Below are 24,990 nucleotides of genomic sequence, written 5' to 3'. Positions count from 1 at the left end.
TTCTGTTTTTCATGCGCAAATTCATCGATCACGGAGGTTATTATGGCACAGTCTACACCCCGGAAAACCAGTATTACCGCCCGCCGCACCTACGCGCTTTTGAAGGGTGCTCTCTTTTCCCAGCTTGCAGCCCTGCCATTTGAGCAGCTCACACTAACCGACATCTGCAATACCGCGCTGATTTCCCGGTCTACGTTTTACCGCTATTTTGAGGATAAATATGACCTGCTCCATTACTGCCTTGGCTCCATGCTAGATGAGCTTGGCCTGAATGAAGATGTCATGTATTTCACCAACCGCACTTCCGTGCGGGACTTCCTGCTGATCCTGCTGCGTCTTATCGGCGAGAACCGGATTCTGTACCAGAAAATCTACCATGCCAATCAGGACGGTGACCTGATGCGCATCATCCGCACCGGCCTTATCCGCATTATGAATGATAAAATTCAGGCTGCTGAACAAAAGGGCTACCGCCTGAAGCTTCCTGCCCCTATATTCACCAGCCTGATGACAGATTTTTATTTTAATATTGTACAGTGCTATCTCGATCAGGAAGAACCATGTGACCCGGACAGCTTTGTCGACAATGTCTGCCTGTTTATTGAACGTGACTTTTTTGCACCGCCGAAGTCCTGAGCCTTATGCCCAGCGCTCAGGTGTTTTTTACCGCCAGACTGCACTTCCGGCAGCCTGATCCGATTGTGACACTCAGCGTTCCCGCGCCCAGCCGTATGCGTAGCGCACCGCCTTTTCCCACCCGCGGACCATGGTCCTGCGGGTCTTTTCGTCCAGTTCCGGCGTAAAGATCCGGTCTGTCTCCTGATTTTCTTTGACTTCTTCCTGATTCTTCCAGTATCCCGCTGCAAGTCCCGCCAGATAGGCCGCACCCATGGCCGTTGTTTCCACACAGGCCGGGCGTCTGACCGGTGCCTGAATAAAGTCTGCCTGGGTCTGCATCAGGAAATTGTTGGCACTGGCTCCGCCATCTACCTTCAGGGAAGTCAGGTCAATACCGGAATCCGCTTTCATGGCCACCAGTACGTCATGTACCTGGTAGGCAATAGACTCCAGTGTAGCCCGGATGATGTGGTATTTGTTCACACCCCGGGTAATACCCACAATAGTTCCTCTGGCGTACTGATCCCAATGCGGAGCGCCAAGACCGGTGAAGGCCGGAACCACGTAGCAGCCGTTGGTATCCTTCACTTTTTTCGCCATATACTCGGAATCCTCTGCCGAATCGATCAGCCGCAGCTCATCCCGCAGCCACTGAACCGCCGCCCCGGCCACAAAGATGGAACCCTCCAGCGCATAATTCACCTTTCCGTCCAGTCCCCAGGCAATGGTGGTGACCAGCCCGTTTCGGGAGAATACCGGCTTTTCTCCGGTGTTCATAAGCAGGAAACAGCCTGTTCCATAGGTATTCTTCGCTTCACCCGCCTCAAAACAGGTCTGACCGAACAGCGCCGCCTGCTGGTCACCTGCTGCCCCGGCAATAGGAATGGCTCCGCCCAGATAAGAAGGATCTGTCTCCCCGTATACGCAGCTTGACGGCTTCGGCTCCGGCAGCATGCATTTCGGAATATCCAGGATCTTTAAGATTTCATCATCCCACTGCAGAGTATTGATATTGAACAGCATCGTGCGGGAAGCATTGGAGTAATCGGTTACGTGCACCGCGCCCTTGGTCAGCTTCCAGATCAGCCAGGTTTCCACAGTGCCAAACAAAAGCTCGCCCTTCTCCGCCCGCTCCCTTGCTCCCGGCACATGGTCTAACAGCCATTTGATCTTGGTCGCGGAAAAATACGCGTCAATGACAAGTCCCGTTTTCTTCCGGAAGCTGTCCATATAGCCCTGTTCCTTCAGGGAATCGCAGTAGGCTGCGGTACGGCGGCACTGCCAGACAATGGCGTGGGCAATGGGTTCACCGGTCTCCTTATCCCATACAATGGTGGTTTCTCTCTGATTGGTGATACCGATTGCCGCAATGTCTGCTGCTTCTGCGCCAATGCGGCTCATAGCCTCCACGGCCACTCCCAGCATGCTGGCCCAGATCTCATCTGCGTCATGCTCCACCCAGCCAGGTTGTGGAAAATACTGGTGAAATTCCCGCTGCGCCATGCTGCAGATCTCGCCTTTTTTATTGAAAAGAATACAGCGGTTGCTGGTTGTCCCCGCGTCCAGTGCCATAATATAATCTGCCATGATTGGTTCCCCCTTTATATAAGATTTTGTCTGATCATTACTCTATTATCCTTAAAACTCAACGATAAAGCTGTTTCCCAGTTTGTTTTCTTTCTTGCATCATACCATTTTTTTCCGCACTCGTACAGTTGATTTGTTGCAAAATATTTCTTTTTTTCTCATTTTATCAGAATTTTATTGTTTTTATGAACATTTTGTGAATTTAACGCTTTGTTCTTTATACTGGGCACATCAAACAAAGATCAGGACGGACAGAATGAAAACAATAACGGAAATGGCGCGCCAGATGGCAAAGAAGCGCCGGACGGCAAGGGCGGACCGGATGACAACGGCGGTGAAGGCAGCGCAAACGCCACCATCAAAAAGAGGGACGGAACGGTAATAAAAAAAGGAAGCAACTGCTATACCATTACGGTAGATTCCTACAGTGCTTCCTGAAGCATATAATGTTATTTGGCAGATCTGAACATTCACTGTACAGACCTGCCAAACGTTTTCCTCTTAGTCTACTTTTTCAACAGAAAGGATTTTTCCGGTGAAGGCATCCACGGTATTTACCGTACCGGTATAGGTTACCATCACGGTATCACCATCCTTCACACTGTCTAACCCCTGTGGCTTCTCATTCTGATCAAAGCTGAAGCCGTAATCCTGACCATCAAATGTGATGGTAAACATGAAATCCTTGATGTCGCTGATCGTGCCTGTCATGCTTGCTTCTTCCTGATCTGCGGCAGAATCTGCCTTAGATTCCTCTGAATCCTTTGCTTCATCTGTGTTCAGACTCTCAGCAGAGGTTGTGCTTTCTGCCTTTGTGGTCTCCTGCTGTGTTGTCTCTGCCACTGCAGCCGTTGTCTCGCTTGCTGTAGCAGATGGGGTGTTTTTTGAAGAACAAGCTGCTGCAAATACCATGACCATTGCGGTGCTCATCATAATCAATGCTCTTTTTTTCATTTTAACCAACCTTTCTTTTTTCAGCAGCCGGAATTTGTTTTCCTCGATCTGAAAACATTTCCGGCTGCTGATGCATATGCGATCTGTAACTGTATCTATCTCTACAGCCACTCCTATTGAACAATAAAATTGTGTCCAAATTGTCATCGTTTTATGAAGAAAGGAAACTTTTTTCTTAAGATTTCAAATGCAGATATGGGACAGCAACCGGACGCTGGCTTTTACAAGCACGCAAAAAGTCCACGGACCAGCACATTTACTGGCCCGTGGACTTTTTATTCACTTTCTCTCATGCGGTTCTGCTGCCATCTCATCCTGCTTACGCATCAGCCTTCAATGGTAACATATTTCTTGGTTTCTACCGCCGGTTTTGCTTCCTTCTTCGGAACAAACAGCTTCAGCATACCATGCTTGAATTCTGCCTTGATGTCCTGCTCGGTGATATCTTCACCTACATAGAAGGAACGCTGGCACGCTCCGGCATAACGCTCGCGGCGGATGTACTTACCGGTTTCTTTCTCCTGCTCATCCTTATCAAGTCCCTTAGCGGCACTGATGGTTAAATAGCCATCCTTCAGTTCTGCGGTGACTTCCTCTTTCGTGAATCCCGGAAGATCGATCTCCAGCTCATAGCCGCCTTCCAGCTCTTTGATATCGGTTTTCATAACGTTCTTGGCGTTGTGACCATATAGTTTCTTCTCAACGTTGTTCTCTGCGCTGTTATCGAAGAACGGGAAACCTCTCATAAATTCATCAAACATATCCTCACCAAAAATACTCGGCATTAACATAAGTCATCTCTCCTTTATCTATCTAAAATTTACTTATTATCAAATTCAGTCTTCTATATTATGGCTGCGGTTTCTTCCCCGGCCAGGCAGCCTTACTGTTTTCCGGGGAAGTTTCAGTCATTTGTATTAGCCTTCAATGGCTACATATTTTTTATTTTCTACCTTCGGCTGTGCTTCCTTCTTCGGAACGAACAGTTTCAGGATACCGTGCTTGAATTCTGCCTTGATGTCCTGCTCGGTGATATCTTCACCTACATAGAAGGAACGCTGGCACGCTCCGGCATAACGCTCGCGGCGGATGTACTTGCCGGTTTCCTTCTCCTGCTCATCCTTATCAAGTCCCTTGGTCGCACTGACGGTTAAGTAACCATCCTTCAGCTCTGCGGTAATCTCATCTTTCGTGAATCCCGGAAGATCCATCTCCAGCTCGTAGCCGCCTTCCAGTTCCTTGATATCGGTCTTCATCATGTTCTTAGCATGACGTCCGTAAAGTTTCTTCTCTATTTTATTACCTGCATTCTCATCGAAGAATGGAAAATCTCTCATAAAGTCATCAAACATATCCTCACCAAAAATACTCGGCATTAACATAAGTCATCTCTCCTTTTCTATCTATGCTTAACCTTGTTTCTTTGGAACCAGGATCTTTCAGGAACTTCCGGGAACCTCTTTCTTTGCTCCCTCTGTATCCCCTTCCTTTGTTCTACATGTAATATAGCACGCATTATTAGCACTGTCAATAGGTGAGTGCTAATTTTCTGTGAACTTTTTGTGAACTTCGTTTTGTGCAAGATAACATTGCACGTTTTAGCAAAATTACGAAGTTATGCGCACTGATCTTGCACATTTGATATTAGACAAAAACACAAGAAAGCGTGAAACCTCTGTTTTCACAAAGAGTTTCACGCTTTCTTGACTGTCTCTCAGATTATTACAGCTTGCTCTTCCTTCTCCCGTTTATACTTTTTCCGCCCGCAGCATATACAGCGGCGTGGCAGCATAAAAGAATTTTTCCCTCTCACTCCAAAGCTCCTTTGTCACGTCACGCTCAAAGGATACGTTCGTACAGGGAAGCTGTTTTAATACGCCCATGTCAAAATCCGGACGCTGGGCTTTTCCGAATACTCTATAATTTTCCGGTTCCAGTTCGCTATCAATGTACTCATAGGAGCCATCGTGGGTGTATCCGCGGCCATATTTTTTCAGGCCTTCGCGCTCCCGGCGGATAGCCTCCTCCCGCACCGGCCCCGGCTGATAAGGAAGATGCCAGTTGGCATCAAAGATCAACAGCACGCCGCCCGGTTTCAAAACCCGCAGCCACTCCCCGTATACCTTCAGATGTTCCCGGATGATGTGAGTCACATTCCGGCTGACCACCAGGTCAAAAGTTCCATCCGGAAATGGCAGCGCGCCAAAATCCCCCTGCAGAAGTTCCGGTGAAACGCCATAATGAGCCACGTTTTTTCTGGCATACGCAAGCATCCCCTCCGAACCGTCAATGCCAGTCACGTGATGACCGGCTTTTGACAGCAGCACAGAGAAAAAACCTGGTCCACATCCGGCATCCAGAATCCGTAAAGGGCGCTCTGCCGGTGCCTGGGACTCGATCAGCTCCAGCCACTTTTCCGGTCGGTTCGTCGCAAACTCCTCTTCTACATAATTGTTGTAATTGTCAGACCGGACTGTCCAGTCTTCGTTGATCTGTTCCTGTGTTAACATTACAAAATACCTCTCATAAAACTAATTGATATCCAGATCCACCGTAACCTGGTAATAATCACAGGCATGGGCCGTATAATTCTTCACATTGGATCTTGAGATCATATTCATCTGAAGAAATGAGCAGAAAATGTACGCGTGATCATCCAGAATCTTCTGCTGAAGTTCAATTGCCAGTTCTGCGCGTTTTTCCGTGTCAAATTCCATCGAAAGCTGCTCAATCAGCGCTGTAACCTCTGAATTATCGTAAGCACCAAAGTTATAGTTCATTCCCGGCTGACAGCTCGTAGTAAAGAAATACTGAGGATCTCCGGACGGTGCCGTCACCAGAGCCGACGCATAAATATCAAAGCTGGACATATCCGCCAGAAATTCCCGGCGATTTGCGGTGCAGTTGATATCCACATCCATTCCAACCTCTTTCAGACTGGCCTGAACAGCCTCCGCCAGCAGCGGCAGTTCCTGACGGCTTGGATAAGTCAGCCAGCGGATTACCAGCTTCACGCCGTCTTTCTCCCGGATACCGTCACCATCGGTGTCCACCCAGCCAGCCTCTTCCAGAACGACTTTGGCTCCTTCCGGATTATAGCTTTCTGTCTTCACATGTTCACCGCCAAAACCGGCAAAGCCATCTGGAAACGCTCCGTTTGCTGCCACCCCATGACCATCCAGCAGAGCAGTGACGAACCCTTCTTTATCAATGCTCATGGCAATGGCTTTCCTCACGGCATCATCCTGGATCACAGGACTTGTCATATTCATGCTGCAAAAAAACGCACGAGAAGTCTGGACGGATGAAAACTGATAGTTATCATTTTCAAAGTTTGGATAAGCCTCATACGCCATGCCGTAGGCTGCGTCAATATCACCGGACTGCAGCGCGGCTGATAAGGTATCGCCATTAGACATGGTCCTGATCGTCAGTTCATCAATCTTTGGCGCTCCATTCCAGTAATTTTCATTTTTTGTCAGAGTCAGGTGGTCATCCGTAACCAGCTCTTTCACTACATACGGACCGGTTCCGGCTACAATTCCTCTCTCAAAATCACTGGCATCCACGTCGATAATACAGCCATAAGGATCTCCCAGATAGTTCATTAGGGCCGGATTCGGCTCACTGGTTGTAATCGTCAACACCTGCCCGTCTGCCTGAATATCCACGATTTTCGTATCAAGCGGAGCTCTGTCATGCACCTCCAGCAGATGATCCAGACACTGCTTCACCGCCTCGCCGTCCATCTTCCGTCCACTTGAAAAGGTAACCCCGTCCTGCAGGATAACGGTCCAGGTACAGTCTCCATCATTCTCCCAGGATTTTGCCAGCCACGGCTCCAGCTCCATTGTATCACTGTAATGAACCAGCGTCTCGCCCACGCCATAGCGGATGCAGGCCCAGCCATTGTAGGTTTCATGTGGATTCACAGTCTCTTCCCAGTTTTCTGAGTTGAATGTCGTATCTCCGATCACCATGGTCTTTCGTGAATCCGAACTGCCGGCCGGTTCCGTGTTCGTACCGGCTGCTGCCTGACCTGTATCTGCTGCATGCTCTATACTCTCTGTGCTCCCGGCCCTGCTGCCGCATCCGGCCAGTATCCCTATTGTAACCCCCAAACACAAGAATACAGCGATTGTCTTTCTCATAGATCTTTTTCTCCTTCATATAATTTTTATCTGTATCATTCCTGACTCTGGATTATTCAAACTCCAGAACACTGTCAATCAGTCTCCTGGTATACGCATGTTCTGGTTTCTGAATCACATCGTCCGGCTTCCCCTGTTCCACAATTTCTCCCTGATACATGACCAGCACACGGTCACAGAACTGCTGCACCAGTGACAGATCATGACAGATAAACAGAATGGACAGATGTTTTCCCTGCGCGAGGCGCAGCTGATTCAGAAGATCGATGATTTCCTTCTGAACTGTCACATCCAAAGCTGAGGTCGCCTCATCACAAATCAGAAGTTTTGGCTGAATAGCCAGCGCCCGGGCAATGGCCGCCCTCTGACACTGCCCACCGCTGACCTGGTGCGGATAACGGTCGGCGAATTTCTTTGACAGTTCGCACTGCTCTAATAGCCGTTCCACTTCTGCCCGGGTCTCCCGCCTGGACATTCCGGCATTTCTCAGGCTTTCCCCGATTCCATCCCCCAGTGTCTTTCTCGGATCAAAGGAATCTGCCGGAGTCTGAAAAACCATCTGCATCTTTCTATAAACACTGCGAAGTTCCTTTCCCCGCAGGTTTGTGATATTCTGACCATCCAGAATAATCTGCCCCACTGTAACATCCAGTAATCGGGTAATCATACTTACCATAGTCGTTTTTCCGCTGCCGCTCTCTCCCAGCACGCCAAGACATTCTCCTGGCATCAGCTCAAAACTGACATTTTTTACCGCTGTAACCGGCTGCTGTCCGCCCCGCAAGAAAACTTTTGACAGATTGTCCACCTTCAGAATTGGCCCCATCTTACTTCCTCCTTAAGCGCGGAACAGCTGCAAGCAATTCCTTTGTGTATGCTGTCTGCGGATCCGTCAGAATCTTCCTGGTTTCTCCATATTCTAGCATTTCTCCATTTCTCATCACCAGAACCCTGTCTGCCATGGCTTCAATGACCCCCAAATTATGGGACACCATCACAATAGCTGTGCCAAAACTTTTCCGCACCATCAGTATCTCCTCTACCACCTGTTTCTGCACCGAAACATCCAGCGCCGAGGTTGGTTCATCCGCCAAAAGGAGCCGCGGATTTAAAAGCATCGCCGCGGCAATTCCGACCCTTTGCTGCATACCGCCGGAAAGCTCGAAAGGATAGCTTTTTAAGATTCTCATGCCATCCGAAAAACCAAGCTTTGCCAGCAGTTCCAGTGCCCTGTCCTGAAATTCTTTCTTCGAGATCCGGCTGTGTTCCTTCATCGTTTCGTATAACTGGACTCCCACCGTGCGAATCGGTGAAAAGGAGCTGCCCGCGTTTTGAAAAATATAGCCAAGCTCCGGCCCATTCAGTCTCCGGCGGTCTCTCCCTGGTAAATCTGTGATATTTTTTCCCTGATACCAGATATCGCCCCGGGTGACCAGCCCCTCCTGACTCAACAGTCCCATGGCGGCCTTAATCAGTGTAGATTTTCCGCTGCCACTTTCTCCTACAATTCCAAGTATTTCTCCCGGATCTACCGCAAAGCTTACCTGCTTTACCGCCAGCTCTCCCCGGTAGGATATATCCACCTGATCGTATCTTAATAAATGTTCCACCATTAGTTTCCTCCCCGGCTCTTTGGATCCGCGTAGTCCCGGATCGTATCACCCAGAAGATTAAAAATCATAACAGAAAGAAAAATCGCGATTCCCGGTGAAAAAGTAATCCAGGGAGATATGGTCATAAGGCTTCGCGTGTCACTCATCATGCTGCCCCATTCCGGAACCGGAGGTTTGGCCCCCAGTCCCAGAAAACTCAGCGCCGCCAGTTCCATCATCATGGTTCCGATGTCCAGCATGGAAGTCACCAGTACCGGCCCCATGATATTCGGCAGAAGATGTTTCAGAATAATCTTGAACGTTCCGCTGCCGGAAAGCTTTACCGCCCGCATCCATGTCGTTTCTTTCCGGGCAAGGGTCTGGCTGCGGGCAATCCGCGCATACTTAGGCCAGGAAATGGCTGCCAGAGCAATGATCGCGTTATGCAGTCCGCCGCCAAAGCTGCCTGCCACCGCCAGCGCGAACACCAGGCCAGGAAAGGCAAGAAAAACATCTGAGATCCTCATGAAAAAAGTGTCCGTGAAATCGCCGCGCCAGCCACAGAGAATGCCCACGGCTGTGCCCACAACGGTAATCACCGACACCAGCAGCAGCGTGGAAAACACACTGGCTCTGCTTCCGGCTATCACCCTGGAAAGCATGTCTCTCCCATAACGGTCTGTGCCCAAAAGATGAAGCGCACTGGGTGCCGCCTTAACATTGCTTAAATCCTGTAAATAGGGATCATATGGGGTAAGATACCGGGAAAAAGCGGAAGCAATCACCAGAAGCCCTGCCAGGGTTCCGAACACAAACAGGCGCATCCGTACGCTGTCACGGTATTTTTTCTGAATTCGAACGGTCACATTGTTCATTCTTCCCTTACCCCCAGACGAATTCTGGGATCCAGTGCATGATAAAGAAGGTCACTGATCAGATTTACCAATACATAAATCACCGCCATCCAGACAACATAGGCCTGGATCATCGGATAATCCCTCATGGTAATCGAATCGACTGCCAGTTTCCCTACACCGTCCCACATAAAAATACTTTCAATGATCGCGGTTCCTCCCAACAGACTGCCAATGGACAGAGCCATCAGAGTAATAATCGTCAGCATCGAAGATTTCAATACACTCTTCCAGAGAATCACGCCAGGCCGGATGCCCCTTGCGCTGGCTCCCATGACATAATCCTTATTCAGTTCTTCCAGAACCGCTGCGCGCACCTGCCTCATATATTTGGCAGACATGGCAATGGCCAGTGTCAGCGTTGGAAGCAGCGCGCTTTGCATGGTATTTCCGCCGGAAATAACCGGAAACAGTTTCCAGTGAATAGAAAACAACTGCGTCAAAAGCAAAGCCACAAAAAAATTTGGCATAGAATTGCCCGCAAAGCTGAAAAAGCGCAAAAAATAATCTGTAAACTTATCATGGCGCACCGCAGCCAGAACCCCCAATGGAATAGAGAATACAACCGTTGCGCCCATAGATAACGCCGTTAACAACAGGGTTGCAGGCAGTTTCGAAACAAAGGTATCAAACACATTTTTTCCCGAAACATAGCTGATTCCCATATCCCCGGTCAATATTCCACGAAGCCAGGCCAGATACTGGGTGAAAAACGACTGGTCCAGCCCCAGCTCCGCTCTTCTGGCATCGATGATTTCCTGAGCAACCGCGCCCTTGTCTCCATAGAGTTCCATCACGGCATCACTGCCTGCCGCACGCATCATGGCAAAGGACAAAAAAGTGATGCCAAACAACACCGGAATCAGCTGCAGCAGCCGCTTTCCTATATATTTCTTCAATTTTCGTTACCTCTTTCATCCCTGATCAGCCGTTACCGGCTTTTCCGCACAGATCATAAAGGTATGATTCAGACTGTCCCGCTCCCAGTCCAGCGGATCCTGCACGCCAGGGCCAATGTCCTCAATGACCTCAACCATCCGCATACCTAGTTTTTCTAACACCTTTTTATCCCACTCGGGGCGTTTTTCTTTCGAAAGTGGAAGCGCATAAGCGGTCTGCTCCAGTTCCAGCACCCGTGCCTTTGACATATTTCCTGCATAATTGTGAACCGGGTATTTTGCGCGGAAGGCCGCCTCCGCGGCTTTCTTCCGGGCGCTAAGTTCCTCATCATAAAGATACAAATACCAATTGGCATCAAAATATATCATGCGTCCGCCCGGCGCAAGGACTCTCTCCCATTCCTCCAGGGCCTGCTCCGGATACTCCAGATTCCAGATGACGTTTCGGCTGACGATCAGGTCAAAGCTTCCATCTTTAAACGGAAGAAACTCGCCCCGGTGAAGAACAAAATCCACCCTTGCCCCATAACTTTCCGCATTGCTTTTCGCGTACTGCAGCATCTCTTCCGTCACATCGACTGCAGTTACCTCATGCCCGGCCAACGCCAGATTGATGGCAAAAAATCCCGGACCGGCGCCAATATCCAGCACCCGCAGCACTTCTTTCTGAGGCGCGTGGGAGAGAATCAGCTTTCTCCATGCCTCCCTGCGCCAGTCATTCATCTCTGCAATGTTCTGCGCACTGTAACTCTTTGCCCGGTCCGTCCAGTAAGACGTAAGGGCATCCAATATCGTATCCTGATTATTATGTTCCTGCACCTCTCAAGTTCTCCCGTTCCCGCGGCAGTTTTCTTTCTGTTCAGCTGTTTAACTGTTCACCAGCTTCCCATCCACATTGCTGCCACTTTTTATTTCTGTGCTGCTGCGCACACAGCCTCGTTTTATATCAGATACTTTTTCGCACCTCTTCCAGGGACATTCCCTGCTCTCTGGCGATCCGCGCCAGATCCTCGTATTCATATTTCTCCCGGGTCACGCCATAACCAGAGGAAATCTTTTTCTGTACCTCTCCGTACGGAGTCTGCACGGTCTCAAAGCTGCGCTTTAGGGTGTAGCGGCTGCAAGCATGCTCCCGCACGCCGATGGTAGTAGTGTTCTGGAAGATCACGCGCACCAGTTTCTCTTTTTCCGCCTCATGACACAGGACGCTCAAGAGTGTGCCCGGTCTGGATTTCTTCATGCCCGCCGCAACGGTGTAAACCTCCAGCGCACCGACTGCCAAAATTGCTTCCATGGCAAACCCAAGCTCTTCTGCCGTCATATCATCCACGTTGCACTCTAACTGCAGCACACTGTCTCCAGCATCCTCCGTCTCACCCAGCATTGCACGGATGCAGTTGGCCTGCTCAAAATCCTTCTTGCCCATGCCATAACCGATCGCCTCGGTCCTCATTACCGGCATATCACCAAAACGGGTGGCAAAATGCTTTAACAGCGCTGCGCCGGTCGGAGTGCAGAGCTCGCCCTTCACTGCGCCGCCGTACATCGGCACACCATTTAAAATGTAAGCAGTGGCCGGAGCCGGAACCGGCAGAATGCCGTGAGCGCAGTGCACATGACCGCTTCCCACATGAACCGGGGAAACGATCACCTGATCCGGAGCAATCTTGTTCATCAGCAGGCAGACTGCTGTGATATCCGCAACGGCATCCATGGTTCCCACCTCGTGGAAATGGATCTCCGTAACCGGAACGCCGTGGGCATGGCTCTCCGCCTCCGCAATCAGGCCGTAAACTGCCATCACATCCTGCTTCACCTGCTCCGGAATGTTCAGGTGACCGCAGACGATATGCTCAATATCATGGAGACTGCTGTGGTGATGATGCGTGTGACCAGCATCACCGTGTTCGTGGGTGTGTTCATGGGTATGCTCGTGGGCGTGCTCGTGGTGGTGCTCATGGGTGTGCTCATGATCTTCATGCTCATGGAGATGATCGTGATGCTCATGGCACGCGCTTTCATGACTGTGCTCGTGCTCATGTGGATGATCGTGATGCTCATGATGGTGATGGAACATCTCCTCGGACTCTTCCTCCCCATGCACCCTCACGGTCATATGAGTTCCGCCGATGCCGCACTTGCTCATGGCCTCTTTGCTGAACTGCACACCGGGAATCCCCAGGCCGTTCAGTTCTGCCACAACCGCATCCGGGTCTGGCATCAGTTCCAGTAAAGCCGCAGTCAGCATATCGCCTGCAGCGCCCATTCCACATTCCAGATATAATGTCTTCATATTACAATCCCCTCTCCGTAACCGTTCTTCTGTACTTTTTAGTCACGCTTTCTCAGTTTTTCACTTCTTACTTTCTGCGCCTGTCATATGATTGATCATGCTTGCCAGATATCCGGCTCCGAATCCATTATCAATATTCACCACCGAAACTCCGCTGGCACAGGAGTTCAGCATGGATAACAGTGCGGATACGCCTCCAAAGGATGCCCCATATCCGATGCTTGTCGGTACCGCGATCACCGGACAGTCTGCCAGGCCTCCAATGACACTGGCCAGCGCGCCCTCCATTCCGGCAATGGCAATAATGACGGACGCACTCATGATCTCATCCATGTGGGCCAGCAGTCGGTGAAGTCCGGCCACTCCCACATCATACAGGCGCACCACCTCATTGCCGTGGGCTTCGGCCGTCAGGGCCGCTTCTTCTGCCACCGGAATGTCAGAAGTTCCGGCGGTTGCCACCACGATCTTTCCCAGTCCGTCTGCTGCCGGAAACTGGCCAATGGTACCAATCTTCGCGTCTTTGCGGTAATCCATCTGCGGGTAAGTTTTCTGAATCACATCTGCCTTCTCCGCAGACAGGCGGGTAATCAAAATGGTCTTTACCTCATGTTCCAGCATCGCTCCGATGATCCCCGTCATCTGTTCCGGTGTCTTTCCGGCACCGTAGATCACCTCAGCTGCGCCCTGGCGAATTCCCCGGTGCAGGTCTACCTTTGCGTAACCAATATCCTCAAAAGGTTCTTTTTTGATGGCAAGCAGCGCGTCATCTACCGAAAGTTCGCCGCTTTTTACTGCCTCAAGAGTCTTTCTGATCTCGCTGTTCATCCGCGCACCTCCAGATCCAGAAGCACAGCCGGATAGCTCTTCTTTAACTCATCCAGAATTTCTTCTCGCTTCTCCATAAGCAGCGGAAGCTGGTTTTCCGGCAATTGCAGGCGGGCCGCGCCGTTCGGCATCATGCGGACACGGAAATCACTGAAGCCAAGGGAGAACAGAAAATCCTCTGCCTTTTCCGTCTTCTGAAGCTTCTCTGCCGTGATCTCACAGCCGGTCGGAATACGAGTTGCCAGACACGCGTAAGACGGCTTATCCCAGGTAAAGAGGCCTCCCTCTTTGGAGAGTCTGCGGATCTCAGATTTTACGAGGCCGCACTCTCTCAGCGGAGATTTTACCTGCAGCTCCTGTAGCGCTTTCATACCCGGTCGGTCTCCCGCATCATCAGAGGCATTGGTTCCGTCTAACAATACGGTATAACCATCCTCCGCAGCGGCCTTCATGATCATATTAAAAATAACCTTCTTGCAGTAATAGCAGCGGTTGGATGGGTTGGAAACTACAACCGGATCGGAAAGCACATCCGCGCGAAGCACCCGCACCGGTGCTTTTAGCTGCTCTGCCAGGCGCATGGCATCATCCATCTCAAACTGCGGCTGGAACAGCGCCTTTACATAATATGCCTTCACATCCGCGCCGTATTTCATCGCTGCATAAAGCAAATAAGAAGAATCCACGCCGCCGGAAAAAGCCAGCGCTACCTTCGGGTTTTCTTTGAAAAATTCCTGTAAGTTCATAAGTTAAGCCCTCTCTTTCTCAAAGTAATTGTCCCAGGTGCGGCAAACAGCACCGTAAAGACAGAAAAAAGGCATGCGGCCCCTCCTGGAAGGGCCATATGCCTTCATGTGCATACATTATTCTAAATAAAATACTGACACACCACCTGTAATATTCAGGTGTTCATCTCATAATCACTTGCTGCTAATTAATTCATAATCAGAAGCTTCGTGCTTCTGCCAGACAGCTTCGTGCTGTCAAAATCTATGAAGAATTATAGCATATTCTTTCTTTTATGGCAAGCGGTGCCTATCCAATCAGCTTTCCTACTTCTGTCACCACGCCTTCAATCAGCTTCGCCATACTCAGATCCGTCACGCCCACAATGTAATTATCACAGTGGTTCACCGGAACCAGAATACGCTTAGCCGGACTCTGGCCCACGGCCACCGCCATGGCTGCCGTGATCTCGCCAAGGAGGGCATCTGCAATCACAATTCCAACTGGTCCAATGATCACATCAGCCTTGCGGCTGCACACAATAACCGGATTCTCTCCGGTAGCCGCCACATCCGCCCCGGCCTTTAACATGGCCGAAGTGGCCAGACTGTTGGTTCCCACCGCGGTGATGTACTGCTCCGGGTACCGCTTCTTTAAAGCGCTGACAATCTGCTTTCCAATGCCGCCGCCCTGCGCATCAATTACAAGTATATTCATAATGTTGCTGTTTCCTCTTTTCTGAAGGTTTCGTCCAGTTTACTCATTTATATCCTTTTACATCTTTTTACAACTTTACTCTCGCACTTTTAACGCTTTCTCCAATTCCTCCACCACGATCTTCATCGCCTTGATCCGAGCATATTTCTTATCTACAGATTCCAGGATATGCCACGGCGCATAGGTCGTACTGGTTTTGGCGATCATCTCATTCACAGCCTGCTCGTACTGATCCCACTTATCGCGGTTTCTCCAGTCTTCCTCCGTGATCTTCCACTGCTTCTCCGGGGTATTCTGGCGTTCGGTGAAACGCTCTAACTGGGTATCCTTATCAATCTGTACCCAGAACTTGATGATGACAGCGCCCCAGTCATGAAGTTCTTTCTCAAATTCATTAATCTCATGGTAGGCGCGTTTCCAGTCATTTTCACTGCAGAAGCCCTCCAGCCGTTCTACCATCACACGGCCGTACCAAGTCCGGTCAAAAATGGCAATGTGACCGGTTTTCGGCAGTCTTGTCCAGAAACGCCACAGATAATGCCGCGCCTTCTCATGGGGTTCTGGGCTTGCAATCGGGTGCACTTCGTATCCTCGGGGATCCAGTGCGCTGGTGATGCGCTTGATATTTCCGCCCTTGCCGGCCGCATCCCAGCCCTCATAGGCAATAACCACCGGAACCTTCTTACGGTACAGGCGGTTGTGCAGCTCACCCAGGCGCTGACGCAGCTGCTTTAATTCCTTTTTATAATCCTCATCCGAAATGGTCTTATCCAGCGGGACCTCGGAAAGCAGTGGCATCCGCTCCAGCGGGAATACATTCTGCAGAAGCGGCACAGCCATCTGGCTGTTACTAAGGGCAATGTCAATTCCCTGTGTCAGAATCTCCATAATCTGCAGTTCTCTCCACTTTCTGGACTTTGCATCAATGATATACCAGGGAGCTGACGGCTGATTCGTCTGCTTTAAATAATCCGAAAATATTTCCTGGCACTTCTCATAATGCTCATTCTGCCATAAGTCATAACTGCCAACCCGCCATGCCGTATCCTTCTCATCGGTCAGACGGCTGATCCGCTTTTCCTGCTCTTTCTTTGAAATATTTAAAAACAGCTTTACTACCAGATAACCATTGTCCGTAAGCTGACGTTCAAACCGCTGCACGCTCTCAATCCGTTTCGCGTACTCCTTTTCCGAAAGTTTCCCCTGCAGATACCCGCCTGTCAGCTCGTTCATCCAGCCGGAATCAAGAAATACAAACTTTCCCGCCTCTGGAATCTTTGCAAAATGGCGGTACAGGAACGGTTTTCTTGCATCCTCCTCCGTCTTCTTCTCCATGTCAAATACCTTGAAGAAACGAGGGTCAATATTCTGGATGATGCGTCCAATGCTGGAGCCCTTGCCGGAGGTTCCCCAGCCTTCCACCAGCACCAGTACTGGCACCTTTTTCTCTTTCATCTGAAGCTGCTGCACCGCCATTTTCTCCCTGGCTGCTTCCAATCTGTTTTTGAGTTCCTCTTCTTCCGGCATCTCGGCCGCTATCCATTCTCTCAGCATAAAAAACCTCCTTTATCTGGCAGTTCACTTTTTTGCTTTCTCTTATTATAAAAAGAAAAAGGACGAAACATCAAGTGTATTGTCCTATCTTTTATTGAATTGCAGTATCAGACAGGCTATGCAAAACCTGTCCAATATCTGCATCCATGCAGATAGACTGCTTTTTGATCTCCTGCGGGCAAACCGCTTGCCCTTGGTTGATACAGGCGTAGATTGCGTTTGGATTCTTCGCCGTCATCTGCCAGAAGGGGTATTTGATGATGACCGGGGTGTTATAGCCAATGCCCAATTCAAGAAATAGAATTTTTTGTCCTGCGCGGGTTCGGAGGAAATTCTCATACCGCTCCGCTGCTGCGTGCCAGCCTTCATCCTCTACAAAGGTATCATCACAGCGGAGATTCATGGTCAAAGGCTTGCCGCAGTGAGGACAGGACGGAAGAAGCTCGGTCGGGACTTTCATATTTTCCTGCCGCTTGACCATTTCGCGGATCACAGCTTCGTTATCAAAGGTTTCCTGACAGCAAGGCTCACTGCACTGGAACAGGCCGTAATCGCCCTGCGTGTAAAAAAGCCGCTTTTTGTCAAAGCCAGCCTTCTGAAAGCAATGGTCAACATTCGTGGTGATGATAAAATAATCTTTGTCCTGTACCAGCTTAAAAAGGTCCTCATAGACCGGCTTAGGCGCATCCTGATAGCGGTTGATGTAGATATACCGGCTCCAATACGCCCAATACTCCTCCAGCATGTCAAAGGGATAAAAGCCGCCGGAGTACATATCCCGAAAGCCATATTTCCGGGCAAAATCAGAAAAGTATGTTTCAAACCGTTCGCCGGTGTATATAAAGCCCGCTGCCGTAGACAGTCCGGAACCGGCACCGATTACCACGGCGTCACTGTCCTGTAAAGCAGCTTTCAGCCGTTCCATCGGCTCAGAGCAGCTTTTCGTAGATGGCTTTGTCCAAATCCTTGAAAACATTGAAGATCACCTTCTTTACACTGGTTTGTTTTTTGAGAAATTCTTTGACGGTCTCTATGGCGATCTCTGCCGCCAGCTCGTTTGGAAAATGAAACTCACCCGTGGAAATACAGCAGAACGCCACGCTTTCCAGATTGTTTTCCGCTGCCAGTTCCAGGCAGGAGCGGTAGCAGGAGGCGAGCAATTCCTCATCCGCTTTGGTCACGCGCCCGTTGATGATCGGGCCGACGGTGTGCAGCACATAGCGGCAGGGCAGATTGAACGCCGGGGTGATCTTTGCCTGACCGGTGGGCTCGGGATAACCTTGCTGCCTCATCAGCTCCGCACAAGCAAGGCGCAGCTCCACGCCCGCAAAGGTGTGAATGGCGTTGTCGATGCAACGGTGGTTCGGAATATAGCAGCCGGTCATGCCGCTGTTGGCAGCGTTGACGATAGCATCACACCGAAGCGTTGTAATGTCACCCTGCCAGAGATACAGTCTCGGCTGAACAGGCGTCAGGTCGTCAATATCGGTAATGCCCTTTGCTGCGGTTTCAGCTTGCAGATATTCGTCCTGTGTTTTCAGAAACTCAGCATCCATACGCCGGGGCGCACGAATATTCATCAGTCCCCGCAAAAGCTGGCGCTGGCTCTCCGACTCTGCCTGGATACTCAAATCCCGATATTCCGGGCGTTCTTTCAAAAGTGACTGAATGAGAAACTGTCTTTTTTCACTCTGGTTCATAGTCAAACCCTCTTTTCGATAACCTGCTTAGGGCAGGTTTCCGCACACCGTCCGCAGTGGAGACAGTGGTGCTGGTCAATCACCACAGGCTTCTTTGTAATGTCGATGCACTTCTGCGGACAGACCGAATAGCACAGCTTGCAGCCGATGCAGCCTTCGCCTACATAGTAACCCGGTGCTTCCTGTGCTTCTTTTCCAATGGTGCAGCTGTCCCGGACAATGTGTGCCGGGTCGCTGATATCAAAATACTCGCCGTCCGCTTCGTACAGGCAAAACACCTCTAACGCACTGCGGGTATCACCGGGATAGATGGACTGCATATAGGTGTTTTTCTCAAAAATCTCATCCACGAGGGATTTCAAATATGGAACATCTGCTTTCATTTTACTTATCCTTCTGATTTCGAGCCAGATACAGCCCGACTTCCCGTCCCAGTGTCTGTGCGATACTGATGCTCTGCCCCGGCATGGATGTGGTATATTGTACACCAAACCGTCTTCCGATGCAATTTCCCGTGGCATATAGGCCCGAAATCGGTTCAAAGTCCCGGTTTAATACCTGCTGGTTTTCGTTGATCTCCAGCCCGCTGACAGTTACGAGAATTTTCAGCGATTGCCCACCGGGTCTATGACTGTCTTTGATCGTGCCGCTTGCATAGAAGGGCGCCTTTTCGACAGGGTTCATCAACCGGGAATCTTTCCCAAAATCATCGTCATGCTTTTGGCAGCACAATTCATTATATCGTTTGATCTCTCCTAAAAATGTTCTGCGTTGCGAAACTGCGGCTCAGGTACGGCAATGATCCCTCGTAGTGTATTTCCGGCACGCTTATAAATCAGATAGGTGATAAATGATGTCACGCCGTGCTTGAAAAGGTTAAAAGGAAACACTGAAAACAGCATCAAAGACGGAAGGTCGGTAATCATGGGGTTGACTGCGGTGCCCATGCTGATGATGGCATCCATCGGCATCCCGTATAATTTGGAATACAGCGGAAACGCAATATAGGCATTGATAAAGATGAATGCTGCACTGACCAGAACCGTGGATACCGTCATGGCGATAATCGCTCCCTGCCTGGTATGTTTCCAGCGATAGAGCAGAGATGCAGGAAGGATAAAGCAGATGCTTCCCATCACATTCATCAGTTCTCCGACATACCCGGTATCCGACCCCTGCATAAGAACTTTCAGCAGTATCTTGACAGTTACTACGCTGCAACCGCTGAGCGGTCCCAGAAAGAACCCGGCAAACAGTGCCGGCAATTCAGAAATATCGAATTTCAAAAATCCCGGCGCAAACGGCAGCGACAGATTCAGCAGCATCAATACCGCTGAAACAGCTCCCATCATTCCAATAAACACCGTCTTTTTTACAGATATCTGTTTCATCATTTTCATTCCCTTTCTGGGATAGTGTAATGCCCGATGGTTGTGATAGACCATCGGGCATTGTTCTATCCTCTTTCATCCGGACTATACCGTCGGTTACGGAATCTCACCGTATCATGCCTTTCGGCTTGCGGACTTTACCGCCGGTGGGGAACTGCCCCCCGCCTCGAAGATCGCAATATTCTGTCTTATTTCTTTAGAATTCGTAAGGAGTGTTGCCGGAGAAGTCAGCGATGACGCCGTGCGCATCGTCCAGATAGAACACCTCAAAGATAGGGTTGGTGGCCTCACCGTACTGACCCTTCACGATAGGGTTCTGGATGCACATTTCCTTGGCAGCCATATTGTTTTCGAACACAGCCTTGCCATGCAGACGGATCCATGCGTATTCCGGGCTGGAAACGGAGATCTCTACCTCCGGGTTCTCCTGCATATCCTTGTATACATCCTTCTGGTTGTTGGTGCAGAACCACAGCTTACCGTCCAGTTCGCCAGCGAACATAAACGGGCGGCACTTTGCCTTACCGTCACGACCGACGGTAGCAAGATACTGCACAGGGTTGACATTCAGAAATTCTACGACTTTGTTCATGATAAGTACCTCCGTAATTTGTTTTTTCTCTTGGTGATTTGATTGTAATACGATTTGTACGGCTTGCGAAGTACGCACAATATTGTGGTATGGTTACCTCCTGGTAACCATTAGAACTTACCGTTCTGATTCTGCCAGGTGGACTGGTCTGCGATGGTCTCCATCACATCCCAATGCTCGGCAATCTTGCCGTCCTCATCGAAGCGGAAGATGTCAAAGGCGACCTGCTCACCGGCACCAGCAAAATTATAAATTGTCTGCAAGAATACCTTGTCACCGTCCTCGAATGCACGGATGTTGTTCACCGTCGTTTTCACATCAGCGGATGCAAGATATTCCACGGAACCGATAAAAGCGTCCGCACCGGTGCCGTACGCCAGATTGTGCTGGATGTAACCATCAGAGAGCAGGCTGCGGGCGGTGTCCGTATCGCCGGTAGCAAAGGTGTTGATGAGCGCCAGCGCCTTTTCGGTCTGGCTCTGTTCCTGCTGGTAAGGCGCCGTTTGCTGGGTGGGTTCCACGGATGTTTCAGGTGCAGCCGTTTTAGAACCGCAGCCGGTGAGAGCCGTGCCGAGCATGGCAAGAGCCAGCGTGAGAGAAAGAATTTTTTTCATTTTAAGTAACCTCCTTGGTGATTGGGCTTTCTTTCGTTTGCCTCTGGCAGTATAATAATACCGTAGCCACAATTCGTAAAGTAAGCACAATATTGTGCTGTAGTTACCAAATAGAAACTAATGAGTAGTTACCAAGAAGAAACGATTGCGCCGTTACTGGGTTTTCGGCAATTTGGCGCTTGAAAAAATATTTTTGGAGGGATTGAAATGATCGAAGCAAAAGCAAAGAACGAACTTCCTGCCTGTCCCGTAGAGACCACGCTGACCCTCATCGGGGACAAGTGGAAGGTGCTGATCCTGCGTGACCTGATGCCGGGAACAAAGCGGTTTGGGGAGCTGAAAAAGTCCGTTGGCAATGTGTCACAAAAGGTCTTGACCGCCCAGCTCCGGGCAATGGAGGAGAGCGGACTGGTGAACCGCAAGGTCTACGCCGAAGTCCCGCCGAGAGTGGAATATTCTCTGACGGAACTGGGCAAGAGCCTGAAGCCCATTCTGGATTCCATGTGGGCATGGGGCGAAGCATATAAGGCCAAACAGTAAGAGAGCCTGTATGCTTCATTACACACAGGCTGCTTAATCAAATTTATTATAATTGATGAAAAATCGGTTGCATTTTGTCAAAAGTACAAAACTTTTTGAAGCCAAGTGCTTTTAATTCCTGTTATGATACTGAGGATATCCCAGCAATACTTGCTATCCCTGATACCTTATTCTTTCTACCAGCGTTTCCTTTTTCAGATTACTGCTTAAAACACAGGAAAGCACAATTTGTAGAATACCAACCAGAAGAATCATAACAAGAATCGGGATAAGAGGAACGTGATAAACGTTCATTCCAAAAATCCCATTATGCTTCGCATAGGAAAACAGTGCATAGCCAAGGGGCAGACCGGCAGCAAGTGCGACGCAGATGGTGCCAACCGTAAAAATCAAACCCTGTATTTGTAAGCACAGATTCAACTGCTTATTAGTCATGCCTACCGCTTGCAGCACACCGTATTCCTGCTTCTTCGTGATGATATTGATGATCATGGTGTTTGCCAGATTCATAAACCCAATGAGACCGACAATTGCCATGAACAGATAGCAGCCAAGCTTCATCATACGGCTTGCGTATTCTGCAGATTGTAACTGTGCATGATAGGTATCCATTTTTATATGCGAAGTATTAGAAATCAAAGTATTCAGACTCTGTTCCACAGATGCAACATCTTTTTTATCACAGTCCACCCACAGATAGCCATAGGCTGTTCCCCTCGGATTCATGGAACGGTAAACACCTTCCGGAATGACAAGATAAGTGTCCGCGCTTACAAAGGATCCTGCAATCTTTCCCTGATAGGTATAGGTTTCACTTCCATTCTCAAAGTCAAATGCAATAGATTCACCCGGAGCATATCCATCTTGTTCCATCCATGTCGACCAGCCAAAGAAAATTTCACCATTCTTTACCGCCTGATCATAGTCCATAGAGCCAATATCCCCGTCTTGGCGCATAAAATCAAAATCATTTTTACTCACAATATCAGCCGGATATCTTGTTCCGTTCAGATTTACATAGACAATCTCTCTCATCATGACATCTGTCACTCCTGGAATGCTTTTGATTTCTTCAATCATTGAATCATTCAGTGGGTTGTTCTGTAGGATTGTGTCCAGATTATTCTCCGAATAGGCTTCATCATAATTCTGGGAATAATCCAGCTGCAACTCAAATTGTCCATGGTTGATTGCAATCCGCGCCTCGTGCTCCGTGTCAATATTCCCAACATAATTAGAGATAATTACAAACAATACACAGGAAAGCCCCATGGTAAGAATCGTAGCAATGGTTCTTTTCGGATTACCTGTCACATTTGCCATTGCCATGGAGAAAACGGTGACATCTTTTCTGCCTTTTCGTCTGCCCTGTTTTTGCGTTTTGGAGCCGTCAAGATACCGTGTCGCTTCGATAGGTGAAATCCGAGAAACAATTTTCATGGGTTTGCGCAGAGCCAAAACGACCGTAAGAAACGATACAAAAATGCAGAAGAACATAATTGTCAGTGAAAACAGAGGCACCTGATGGTTCTTGATTCCGGACGATACCAGATTTCCCTGCTCCACCAGCCAGTTGAAGCTGACTTTTGCAATCAGGAAACCAAACAGCAGCCCCAGCGGTATCGAAGGAACTGCCAGAAGAATGCCCTCACGAAAGATCAACTGCTTCATTTGCTTTCTGGTTGCACCCAGCGCCTTGATTTTTCCGTACTCCTGAACCTTCTGGGCGATCCCGACCTGGAAGATATTATAAATGACCACAACGGAAAACAGCACGATTCCGAGGATCAGGGTTCCACAAACCACAATCATTTCATAGCTCGGCTGCAATACCCACTGCAGGTAGAGGTCATTGATGATCACGTTTTTCTGGTCAATGCCGCAGGAATCCGCGATTTCTTTTATAACAGGCGCAACATTATTCATAGATACATTTGCAGAATCGCTCAAGGTAAAATAGATATTATATTGCCTGTCACCCTCCGCAACACGCTCATTATAAAAATCCTGCGAACCGAATACAACATAGGAAGCCTCGATGGTATATTCATCCCGGTCATATAAAATCCCGCTGACAGTAAATTCCACCGGTGCGTATTCCGACTGCATGCCGGAACGGTACTCCAATGTTACGGTGTCTCCGACCTTTACATCATGGTATCCCACTGCATCAAAGAAAGCGCGTCCTGCGGCAATTTCCTGCGCCTTTTCCGGATAGGTACCTTCCTTCAACACATACTCCTGATTATAGGGAAGCATTTTCCTAACCGTTTCATCCGCACTGACAAAGCCGCCTTTTTCATTTCCTTTCAGGATGCCCTCCGTACACATGATGCCGATATCAGATATCTCAGCTCTGCGTTCCACTTCTTTTAATTGCGTACCATCTGCGGCGATAAACAGGCCGTAGTTGCTTCCGTATGAGCTTGCCGCCTGACTTTTCTGTAAATGAATTACCCCATTTCCCACAGTACTGATGATAACAAGCAGCATCGTGGTCAGACAGATTGCCATCATGATCAGTATACTTCTTGTCCTGTTCCTTTTGTCATTGCTATATGCAATCCTGTTTATTGTCTTCATCTGAAATCCACCACCTGTCCGTCCTCAATCACCAGAATACGGTCAGCGACCTGTGCAATTTCGTCATCATGGGTAATCATTACAATTGTCTGTCCATATTTTTTTGCTGTCATCTTAAGCAGAGCGATTACCTCATCACTGGTCTTAGAATCAAGATTTCCTGTCGGCTCATCTGCAAATATAATTTCCGGACGATTCACCAGTGCTCTTGCAATTGCTACTCTCTGCTGCTGTCCTCCGGATAACTGATTTGGCAGATTATAAATCCGGTTTTCAATCCCCAGAGTTGTAATAATATCATTTACATACGCTTCATCCACTTTTCTTCCGTCCAGCCCCAGTGGCAGTACAATATTTTCCCAGACATTAACAGATGAAACCAGATTAAATGCCTGAAAAACAAATCCGATTTTTCTTCTGCGGAAAACAGCAAGGGCATCTTCCTTCATCCTGTATAAATCTTTCCCTGCTAAAGTAACACTGCCTTTTGTCGGGGTGTCTAGCCCTCCAAGCATATGAAGTAATGTACTTTTACCGGAACCTGACTTTCCAACAATTGCGACAAATTCTCCCTGCTCAATCTGAATGTCCACCTGATTGACCGCTTTGACCTGATTCTCACCTGCGCCATAAAACTTACAAAGCTGCTTGGTTTCTAATATCATACTCATGTGTTGCCTCCTTTTCATCTTACATCCAAATTGTATCAGGGCAATCTTTCATTTCACTTTCAAAAA

28 protein-coding genes and 1 riboswitch are annotated in these 24,990 nt (G+C 49.0%); of the genes, 3 read left to right on the top strand and 25 right to left on the bottom strand.

Going from position 1 to position 24,990, the window contains the following annotated elements; all coding sequences use genetic code 11:
* Positions 1-42: 42 nt before the first annotated feature.
* On the top strand, positions 43-636 hold the full coding sequence (locus tag DWY84_RS04485) for a TetR family transcriptional regulator (protein WP_118531214.1): 594 nt from the start codon (positions 43-45) through the stop codon (positions 634-636).
* Between the two features lie 72 nt (positions 637-708).
* Here the strand turns inward: DWY84_RS04485 and glpK are convergent, their stop codons facing one another.
* A complete protein-coding gene (glpK, locus tag DWY84_RS04480; protein WP_118531213.1) occupies positions 709-2,205 on the bottom strand; it encodes a glycerol kinase GlpK in 1,497 nt (498 codons plus the stop codon).
* A gap of 210 nt (positions 2,206-2,415) precedes the next feature.
* On the opposite strand from glpK, the gene DWY84_RS04475 reads away from it, so the two are divergent.
* Positions 2,416-2,643, top strand: coding sequence for a hypothetical protein (locus tag DWY84_RS04475; RefSeq protein WP_118531211.1), 228 nt, complete (start codon positions 2,416-2,418; stop codon positions 2,641-2,643).
* A 63-nt stretch (positions 2,644-2,706) separates the two neighbouring features.
* Here DWY84_RS04475 and DWY84_RS04470 read toward each other — a convergent pair whose 3' ends face one another.
* From DWY84_RS04470 to DWY84_RS04365, 22 genes are all read right to left on the bottom strand, one after another.
* Entirely contained in the window at positions 2,707-3,138 is a 432-nt protein-coding gene (locus DWY84_RS04470; RefSeq protein WP_147354273.1) for a hypothetical protein, read from the bottom strand.
* A 347-nt stretch (positions 3,139-3,485) separates the two neighbouring features.
* Positions 3,486-3,950 carry an Hsp20/alpha crystallin family protein gene (locus tag DWY84_RS04465; protein ID WP_118531209.1) on the bottom strand — a complete coding sequence of 155 codons (465 nt, stop codon included), beginning with the start codon at positions 3,948-3,950 and terminating at the stop codon, positions 3,486-3,488.
* Positions 3,951-4,076: 126 nt separating this feature from the next.
* The gene (locus DWY84_RS04460) at positions 4,077-4,541 is read right to left on the bottom strand and encodes an Hsp20/alpha crystallin family protein (RefSeq protein WP_118531207.1); all 465 of its coding nucleotides are present in this window, start codon (positions 4,539-4,541) and stop codon (positions 4,077-4,079) included.
* Between the two features lie 366 nt (positions 4,542-4,907).
* On the bottom strand, positions 4,908-5,669 hold the full coding sequence (locus DWY84_RS04455) for a class I SAM-dependent methyltransferase (protein WP_118531206.1): 762 nt from the start codon (positions 5,667-5,669) through the stop codon (positions 4,908-4,910).
* 21 nt (positions 5,670-5,690) lie between these two features.
* The gene (locus DWY84_RS04450; RefSeq protein WP_118531205.1) at positions 5,691-7,310 is read right to left on the bottom strand and encodes an ABC transporter substrate-binding protein; all 1,620 of its coding nucleotides are present in this window, start codon (positions 7,308-7,310) and stop codon (positions 5,691-5,693) included.
* 52 nt (positions 7,311-7,362) lie between these two features.
* Positions 7,363-8,136, bottom strand: coding sequence for an ATP-binding cassette domain-containing protein (locus tag DWY84_RS04445; RefSeq protein ID WP_118531203.1), 774 nt, complete (start codon positions 8,134-8,136; stop codon positions 7,363-7,365).
* A gap of 1 nt (position 8,137) precedes the next feature.
* On the bottom strand, positions 8,138-8,923 hold the full coding sequence (locus tag DWY84_RS04440) for an ABC transporter ATP-binding protein (protein WP_118531202.1): 786 nt from the start codon (positions 8,921-8,923) through the stop codon (positions 8,138-8,140).
* A complete protein-coding gene (locus DWY84_RS04435) occupies positions 8,923-9,777 on the bottom strand; it encodes an ABC transporter permease (protein ID WP_118531201.1) in 855 nt (284 codons plus the stop codon). Before DWY84_RS04435 ends, DWY84_RS04440 begins: the two co-directional genes overlap by 1 nt.
* Positions 9,774-10,715 (bottom strand): ABC transporter permease, encoded by a 942-nt coding sequence (locus DWY84_RS04430; protein ID WP_118531200.1) that lies wholly within the window; start codon positions 10,713-10,715, stop codon positions 9,774-9,776. The genes DWY84_RS04435 and DWY84_RS04430 overlap by 4 nt, the downstream gene beginning before the upstream one ends.
* 15 nt (positions 10,716-10,730) lie before the next feature.
* On the bottom strand, positions 10,731-11,534 hold the full coding sequence (locus tag DWY84_RS04425) for a class I SAM-dependent methyltransferase (protein WP_118531198.1): 804 nt from the start codon (positions 11,532-11,534) through the stop codon (positions 10,731-10,733).
* Positions 11,535-11,661: 127 nt separating this feature from the next.
* The gene (gene larC / locus DWY84_RS04420; RefSeq protein WP_118531196.1) at positions 11,662-13,008 is read right to left on the bottom strand and encodes a nickel pincer cofactor biosynthesis protein LarC; all 1,347 of its coding nucleotides are present in this window, start codon (positions 13,006-13,008) and stop codon (positions 11,662-11,664) included.
* Between the two features lie 60 nt (positions 13,009-13,068).
* Positions 13,069-13,836 carry a nickel pincer cofactor biosynthesis protein LarB gene (larB, locus tag DWY84_RS04415; RefSeq protein WP_118531195.1) on the bottom strand — a complete coding sequence of 256 codons (768 nt, stop codon included), beginning with the start codon at positions 13,834-13,836 and terminating at the stop codon, positions 13,069-13,071.
* Complete coding sequence (gene larE / locus DWY84_RS04410; RefSeq protein WP_118531194.1) at positions 13,833-14,582, bottom strand: ATP-dependent sacrificial sulfur transferase LarE; 750 nt, start codon at positions 14,580-14,582, stop codon at positions 13,833-13,835. The genes larB and larE overlap by 4 nt, the downstream gene beginning before the upstream one ends.
* Positions 14,583-14,871: 289 nt before the next feature.
* Positions 14,872-15,279 (bottom strand): DUF3842 family protein, encoded by a 408-nt coding sequence (locus DWY84_RS04405; RefSeq protein WP_118531192.1) that lies wholly within the window; start codon positions 15,277-15,279, stop codon positions 14,872-14,874.
* A gap of 75 nt (positions 15,280-15,354) precedes the next feature.
* Positions 15,355-16,833, bottom strand: a complete 1,479-nt coding sequence (gene pap, locus DWY84_RS04400; protein ID WP_118531190.1) for a polyphosphate:AMP phosphotransferase — start codon at positions 16,831-16,833, stop codon at positions 15,355-15,357.
* 91 nt (positions 16,834-16,924) lie between these two features.
* Positions 16,925-17,809 (bottom strand): Sir2 silent information regulator family NAD-dependent deacetylase, encoded by an 885-nt coding sequence (locus DWY84_RS04395; protein ID WP_118531188.1) that lies wholly within the window; start codon positions 17,807-17,809, stop codon positions 16,925-16,927.
* Positions 17,763-18,533: a protein-ADP-ribose hydrolase gene (locus tag DWY84_RS04390; protein WP_118531186.1), complete on the bottom strand. Its 771-nt coding sequence runs from the start codon at positions 18,531-18,533 to the stop codon at positions 17,763-17,765. Before DWY84_RS04390 ends, DWY84_RS04395 begins: the two co-directional genes overlap by 47 nt.
* Positions 18,534-18,535: 2 nt before the next feature.
* Positions 18,536-18,916, bottom strand: a complete 381-nt coding sequence (locus DWY84_RS04385) for a 4Fe-4S binding protein (RefSeq protein WP_243024755.1) — start codon at positions 18,914-18,916, stop codon at positions 18,536-18,538.
* Between the two features lies 1 nt (position 18,917).
* Entirely contained in the window at positions 18,918-19,283 is a 366-nt protein-coding gene (locus DWY84_RS17700; protein ID WP_118531183.1) for an FAD-binding protein, read from the bottom strand.
* A gap of 5 nt (positions 19,284-19,288) precedes the next feature.
* Positions 19,289-19,927, bottom strand: a complete 639-nt coding sequence (locus DWY84_RS04375; RefSeq protein ID WP_182434910.1) for an ECF transporter S component — start codon at positions 19,925-19,927, stop codon at positions 19,289-19,291.
* 60 nt (positions 19,928-19,987) lie between these two features.
* Positions 19,988-20,102: riboswitch (FMN riboswitch) on the bottom strand.
* 18 nt (positions 20,103-20,120) lie between these two features.
* Positions 20,121-20,516, bottom strand: a complete 396-nt coding sequence (locus DWY84_RS04370) for a pyridoxamine 5'-phosphate oxidase family protein (RefSeq protein ID WP_118531179.1) — start codon at positions 20,514-20,516, stop codon at positions 20,121-20,123.
* Between the two features lie 110 nt (positions 20,517-20,626).
* Positions 20,627-21,130 carry a nuclear transport factor 2 family protein gene (locus tag DWY84_RS04365; RefSeq protein WP_243024753.1) on the bottom strand — a complete coding sequence of 168 codons (504 nt, stop codon included), beginning with the start codon at positions 21,128-21,130 and terminating at the stop codon, positions 20,627-20,629.
* Positions 21,131-21,337: 207 nt separating this feature from the next.
* Between DWY84_RS04365 and DWY84_RS04360 the strand changes: the two genes are divergently transcribed.
* On the top strand, positions 21,338-21,670 hold the full coding sequence (locus DWY84_RS04360) for a helix-turn-helix domain-containing protein (protein ID WP_118531177.1): 333 nt from the start codon (positions 21,338-21,340) through the stop codon (positions 21,668-21,670).
* Positions 21,671-21,823: 153 nt separating this feature from the next.
* Here the strand turns inward: DWY84_RS04360 and DWY84_RS04355 are convergent, their stop codons facing one another.
* Both DWY84_RS04355 and DWY84_RS04350 read right to left on the bottom strand, forming a co-directional pair.
* Positions 21,824-24,253 carry an ABC transporter permease gene (locus tag DWY84_RS04355; RefSeq protein ID WP_118531175.1) on the bottom strand — a complete coding sequence of 810 codons (2,430 nt, stop codon included), beginning with the start codon at positions 24,251-24,253 and terminating at the stop codon, positions 21,824-21,826.
* On the bottom strand, positions 24,250-24,924 hold the full coding sequence (locus DWY84_RS04350; protein WP_118531173.1) for an ABC transporter ATP-binding protein: 675 nt from the start codon (positions 24,922-24,924) through the stop codon (positions 24,250-24,252). Before DWY84_RS04350 ends, DWY84_RS04355 begins: the two co-directional genes overlap by 4 nt.
* Positions 24,925-24,990 lie beyond the last annotated feature (66 nt).

This window comes from Clostridium sp. AF27-2AA (assembly GCF_003478505.1).
In the GTDB taxonomy this organism is placed as follows: Bacteria; Bacillota; Clostridia; order Lachnospirales; family Lachnospiraceae; genus Brotaphodocola.
This window is presented reverse-complemented; position numbering and strand designations above follow the sequence as displayed.

What these genes read in the sequence shown, in the direction of transcription:
- DWY84_RS04485 (WP_118531214.1), top strand. Translation starts at nt 43, where the DNA reads ATGGCACAGTCTACACCCCGGAAAACCAGTATTACCGCCCGCCGCACC.
- glpK (WP_118531213.1), bottom strand. Translation starts at nt 2,205, where the DNA reads ATGGCAGATTATATTATGGCACTGGACGCGGGGACAACCAGCAACCGC.
- DWY84_RS04470 (WP_147354273.1), bottom strand. Translation starts at nt 3,138, where the DNA reads ATGATGAGCACCGCAATGGTCATGGTATTTGCAGCAGCTTGTTCTTCA.
- DWY84_RS04465 (WP_118531209.1), bottom strand. Translation starts at nt 3,950, where the DNA reads ATGTTAATGCCGAGTATTTTTGGTGAGGATATGTTTGATGAATTTATG.
- DWY84_RS04460 (WP_118531207.1), bottom strand. Translation starts at nt 4,541, where the DNA reads ATGTTAATGCCGAGTATTTTTGGTGAGGATATGTTTGATGACTTTATG.
- DWY84_RS04455 (WP_118531206.1), bottom strand. Translation starts at nt 5,669, where the DNA reads ATGTTAACACAGGAACAGATCAACGAAGACTGGACAGTCCGGTCTGAC.
- DWY84_RS04450 (WP_118531205.1), bottom strand. Translation starts at nt 7,310, where the DNA reads ATGAGAAAGACAATCGCTGTATTCTTGTGTTTGGGGGTTACAATAGGG.
- DWY84_RS04445 (WP_118531203.1), bottom strand. Translation starts at nt 8,136, where the DNA reads ATGGGGCCAATTCTGAAGGTGGACAATCTGTCAAAAGTTTTCTTGCGG.
- DWY84_RS04440 (WP_118531202.1), bottom strand. Translation starts at nt 8,923, where the DNA reads ATGGTGGAACATTTATTAAGATACGATCAGGTGGATATATCCTACCGG.
- DWY84_RS04435 (WP_118531201.1), bottom strand. Translation starts at nt 9,777, where the DNA reads ATGAACAATGTGACCGTTCGAATTCAGAAAAAATACCGTGACAGCGTA.
- larC (WP_118531196.1), bottom strand. Translation starts at nt 13,008, where the DNA reads ATGAAGACATTATATCTGGAATGTGGAATGGGCGCTGCAGGCGATATG.
- larB (WP_118531195.1), bottom strand. Translation starts at nt 13,836, where the DNA reads ATGAACAGCGAGATCAGAAAGACTCTTGAGGCAGTAAAAAGCGGCGAA.
- larE (WP_118531194.1), bottom strand. Translation starts at nt 14,582, where the DNA reads ATGAACTTACAGGAATTTTTCAAAGAAAACCCGAAGGTAGCGCTGGCT.
- DWY84_RS04405 (WP_118531192.1), bottom strand. Translation starts at nt 15,279, where the DNA reads ATGAATATACTTGTAATTGATGCGCAGGGCGGCGGCATTGGAAAGCAG.
- pap (WP_118531190.1), bottom strand. Translation starts at nt 16,833, where the DNA reads ATGCTGAGAGAATGGATAGCGGCCGAGATGCCGGAAGAAGAGGAACTC.
- DWY84_RS04395 (WP_118531188.1), bottom strand. Translation starts at nt 17,809, where the DNA reads ATGTTTTCAAGGATTTGGACAAAGCCATCTACGAAAAGCTGCTCTGAG.
- DWY84_RS04390 (WP_118531186.1), bottom strand. Translation starts at nt 18,533, where the DNA reads ATGAACCAGAGTGAAAAAAGACAGTTTCTCATTCAGTCACTTTTGAAA.
- DWY84_RS04385 (WP_243024755.1), bottom strand. Translation starts at nt 18,916, where the DNA reads ATGAAAGCAGATGTTCCATATTTGAAATCCCTCGTGGATGAGATTTTT.
- DWY84_RS04375 (WP_182434910.1), bottom strand. Translation starts at nt 19,927, where the DNA reads ATGATGAAACAGATATCTGTAAAAAAGACGGTGTTTATTGGAATGATG.
- DWY84_RS04370 (WP_118531179.1), bottom strand. Translation starts at nt 20,516, where the DNA reads ATGAACAAAGTCGTAGAATTTCTGAATGTCAACCCTGTGCAGTATCTT.
- DWY84_RS04365 (WP_243024753.1), bottom strand. Translation starts at nt 21,130, where the DNA reads ATGAAAAAAATTCTTTCTCTCACGCTGGCTCTTGCCATGCTCGGCACG.
- DWY84_RS04360 (WP_118531177.1), top strand. Translation starts at nt 21,338, where the DNA reads ATGATCGAAGCAAAAGCAAAGAACGAACTTCCTGCCTGTCCCGTAGAG.
- DWY84_RS04355 (WP_118531175.1), bottom strand. Translation starts at nt 24,253, where the DNA reads ATGAAGACAATAAACAGGATTGCATATAGCAATGACAAAAGGAACAGG.
- DWY84_RS04350 (WP_118531173.1), bottom strand. Translation starts at nt 24,924, where the DNA reads ATGAGTATGATATTAGAAACCAAGCAGCTTTGTAAGTTTTATGGCGCA.